Origin of the sequence: Streptomyces sp. NPDC051173, assembly GCF_040689515.1 — a bacterium.
Lineage (GTDB): Bacteria > Actinomycetota > Actinomycetes > Streptomycetales > Streptomycetaceae > Streptomyces.
Genome location: NZ_JBFBBD010000152.1, coordinates 1 through 3584, shown reverse-complemented (window position 1 = coordinate 3584; position 3584 = coordinate 1). Strand labels below are relative to the sequence as shown.

Below are 3584 nucleotides of genomic sequence, written 5' to 3'. Positions count from 1 at the left end.
AGTTTGAGGACAACGCGCGAAGCGTGTTGCGGGGTCTGGGGCAGCGCCCCAGTTTCGGGAAGGGGCGGGGCTGGGGAACAAGCCCGCCGCAGGCGGAACCCCTACCGCCACGCTCCAGGATCGTGGTCACTGACCGCGAACACCGTCCCATCCGGCGCCGCCCCGAAAACCTTCCCATCCGCCGCCACCGGCGCAGGAAGCAGATCCAGATACCCCCGCCCCGCCCGAGTGAGCCGGGGCGACGTCTGACCGAGCAGCGCACCCCGCCCCGTGTCGACGGCCAGCAACCGCCCGTCCGCGGCGGAGAAGTACAGCCGGTCGTCGGCCAGGACGAGAGCCGACGCGTTGGCCACGGACGTGTCCAGCCGCCACCGCTGCCCTCCGCCCGTTCCCGTGGGGTCGACACCCACGGCCGTCAGCCCACCGTCCGAGGACAACAAGTAGACCGCGTCACCCCGCGCCGCCGCGCTCGTGACGCTCAACGGCGTGCTCAAGGACACCCGGTGGTCGTTCTGTTCGGCGGGGGAGTAGCGGACGACGGCGGAGACACGGTCGCGGGAGTCGACGGCCGTCAGATACAGCGCGCCCCGCGGACCCACGCCCACAGGCGTCAGATCGCCGTCCAGCGTGCGCTGCCACAGCGTCGTCCCGCGCAACGGATCGAGCGCGAGCAGCTGCGTACGGTGCTGCCCCGGGCCGGCCGGGGAGACGGCGTAGACGGGCGCACCGAGATCGCGCCCGCCGACGACCTGGGGATCGGCGTAGGAACCGGCGTCGGAGTCCGCGAAGGACGAGAAGACCGGCTTCGCGTACCCCGGCAGCTTGTGACTCCAGCGCTCCCTGCCCGACGCACCGTCGACGGCCGTCACCGTCCCGTCGGCCGCGACCAGCAGCAGCGTGTCACCCGCGTGATAGACCCGCCCGTTGTACACCGACACGTCCCGCGTCCAGCGCTGCTCGCCCTTCACCGGGTCGAGCGCGAAGAGCCGGTCGCCGTCCGGCGTTATGACGTGGACCAGGCCGCCCGAGACCACCGGCGCGGGCGGAGCGCCCGGCTCCGTCTCCGCGGGGCGGGAGGTGTCGACAGGCCGCCGCCAGGCGACCGCGCCGCTCGCGGGGTCGATACGGGCCGCCTGCACACCGGGGGCGGAGCAGTAGAGCGCGGCCTCCCCGTACGTACAGAACCCGGCCCGCACCCTGCCGTCCCCCGCCGCGTCCGGAGGCACGGACGCCTCCCACGGATGCCAGTCCGCGCCCGCCGCCGCCGACCGTGACGGCCGGTGCGACACATCGGCCTGGTTCAGCGCCCAGAAGCCACCCGCCCCCAGCGCGGTCGCCACCACCGCGGCGGCGACGGCCCACAGCGCGCGCCGGGCCCGCCGCGCACGGGGGCGGGCCGGCGCCGGGGCGGGCTCCGGCGCCTCGGGCTGCGGGGGAACGCGTACGTGCGTGGGGACGGCGTCACGCGCCGCGCCGTGATCCGGCGGGGCCGGGAAGCTCACCGGCGCCGCCCCGGGCACCCGCGGCAGCCGGGCCATGATCGCGTCCGGTGTCGGCCGCTCGGCGGGCTCCTTCGCCAGGCAGGCCCGGATCAGCGGAATCAGATCGTCCGGGACCCCGGCGAGATCCGGTTCGTTGTGCACCACCTGGTAGGCGACGATGTACGGGCTGTCCGATTCGAACGGCCCCCGTCCCGTCGCCGCGTGCACCAACAGCGACGCCAGCGCGAACACATCCGCCGCGGGCCCCACCTCACGCGGCCGCTGGAACTGCTCGGGAGCCATGAAAGGCGGCGTCCCGATCAATTTCCCGGTCTCGGTCCGCAGCTCACTGTCACGAGGGCGGGAAATACCGAAGTCGATGACCTTGGGACCGTCCTCGGCGAGCAGCACATTGCTCGGCTTGAGATCGCGGTGCACCACCTGGGCGCGATGAATGTCGCGCAGGGCCTCCGCGAGACCCGCGGCCAGCCGCCGCACCTCGTCGGGCGGCAGCGGCCCGTTCCGCTTCACTCGCTCGGAGAGCGTGGGGCCGGGGATGTAGAGGGTGGCCATCCAGGGGCGCCCGCCGTCGGGGTCGGCGTCCACGACCGGAGCGGTGAAGGCCCCGCTCACCCGCCGCGCGGCCGCGACCTCCTGCCGGAAACGGGCCCTGAACTCCGGGTCCACCGCGTACTCGGCGTGCACCACCTTGACCGCGAGACGCAGCCCGGACGGCGAGCGGGCCAGGTGGACGACGCCCATGCCGCCGGACCCGAGACGACCCTCCAGCCGGTACCGACCGGCATACCCCGGATCCTCCGCTTCCGGGCCCGCCCCGGTCGTGCGCAGCGGCGGCATTCCCCCACCCCCGTGTGTATTCGGCCGCGTACGGCGGCTTCCGGAGCCTAATCGATGGCACCCGGGAACCCCGGGAGGCATGGCCGTGCCTTGCTAGCCTGCGCATGTCATCGAGCAACGCCTCATTACTGCGCGGGGGAGGGCCACATGGCCGTCGGCGAGATCAACGAGAGCAACGACAGCGGCACGCGTGACGAGAGTGCAGGCCTGGCCGTATCGGTGCAGTCCGCGAGCGCCGTCTACTACCCGATCGCCCCGGGCACCCAGGTCAACGTCCGCCGCGGCCCGAACACCGGCAGCCAGATCGTCCGCGTCCTCCCCGAGGACTCCGAGGTCCAGATCCGCTGCCAGACCCGCGGCGAGACGGTCACCGGCCCGTACGGCACCTCCGACATCTGGGACAGCATCGCGCCGGGCCAGTACGTGTCGGACGCTTATGTGAAGACGGGCAGCAGCGACTTCGTCGCGATCCGCTGCTCCTGAGCCACGACGTCGGCCGGCGGGCCGGTGGCGATAATCGGCGTATGAGCGACGAGAGCGAAGCCACCGGCCCCCGGCCCGAACCGATCCGGTTCTTCGGTACGACATGGGTCGATCACGACGGCGGCTACGCGCTGCGCCGGGTCGGCGCCGGGGTCGGCGCGCTCGTCACGGCGGCGGCCGGCGCCCTGGTGCTGCGCTTCGGCTACGAGGGCCTGACGATCGCCAAGGTCGGCAACCTCGTGAACATCCTCGTGGCCGTCGCCTTCGCCGTCTGCACCGCGCTCGCCTTCCGCCGCACCTGGGAAGGGTTCAGCCGACGGCCGGACCACGCGGCGGACGCGAGCGCCGAGCGCTCGATGCAGAGCATGCTGCTGATCGGCTTCATCGGTTCCCTGCTCGCCTACGCACTGCGCACCCTCACCGAGGCCCCGGGCGAGAACCTGCGCCGCAAGGAGTACGAGGAGGCGCTGGTCCGCTACGAACGCCGCCGCGCGAAGTCCGGCAAGCGGGGCAAGCGCCGCTAGCCGGCAGCCGGGGCGGAGCACCGCCCGGACTGGTGTAGAGTTCTTCGAGTTGCCCCGGCGTCCGCGAGGACGGCGAGGCGGCCACTCACGCCGCACCGGCGGCAATCTCTACTGCATGACCCCTGACGGGATGGATTTCGGCATGCCGAATTCCGGACCGGGCGCCGATTAGGAGCCGCCGGGGAAATACGCTAAAGTAGTGATCACGCCGGAAGGCGCGAAACAAACCCCGCTCCAA

3 protein-coding genes are annotated in these 3584 nt (G+C 72.6%); 2 read left to right on the top strand and 1 reads right to left on the bottom strand.

Features of this window, described 5'->3' with window-relative positions; translation table 11 throughout:
• Positions 1-101: 101 nt before the first annotated feature.
• The gene (locus AB0435_RS33935; RefSeq protein ID WP_366008540.1) at positions 102-2339 is read right to left on the bottom strand and encodes a serine/threonine-protein kinase; all 2238 of its coding nucleotides are present in this window, start codon (positions 2337-2339) and stop codon (positions 102-104) included.
• A 147-nt stretch (positions 2340-2486) separates the two neighbouring features.
• On the opposite strand from AB0435_RS33935, the gene AB0435_RS33930 reads away from it, so the two are divergent.
• Positions 2487-2822 carry an SH3 domain-containing protein gene (locus AB0435_RS33930; RefSeq protein ID WP_366008539.1) on the top strand — a complete coding sequence of 112 codons (336 nt, stop codon included), beginning with the start codon at positions 2487-2489 and terminating at the stop codon, positions 2820-2822.
• A gap of 41 nt (positions 2823-2863) precedes the next feature.
• Entirely contained in the window at positions 2864-3346 is a 483-nt protein-coding gene (locus AB0435_RS33925) for an EamA/RhaT family transporter (protein ID WP_366428710.1), read from the top strand.
• Positions 3347-3584: the final 238 nt, after the last annotated feature.

Excerpts from the sequence above, each read along its gene's own strand:
- AB0435_RS33935 (WP_366008540.1), bottom strand. The coding sequence starts at position 2,339 with ATGCCGCCGCTGCGCACGACCGGGGCGGGCCCGGAAGCGGAGGATCCG.
- AB0435_RS33930 (WP_366008539.1), top strand. The coding sequence starts at position 2,487 with ATGGCCGTCGGCGAGATCAACGAGAGCAACGACAGCGGCACGCGTGAC.
- AB0435_RS33925 (WP_366428710.1), top strand. The coding sequence starts at position 2,864 with ATGAGCGACGAGAGCGAAGCCACCGGCCCCCGGCCCGAACCGATCCGG.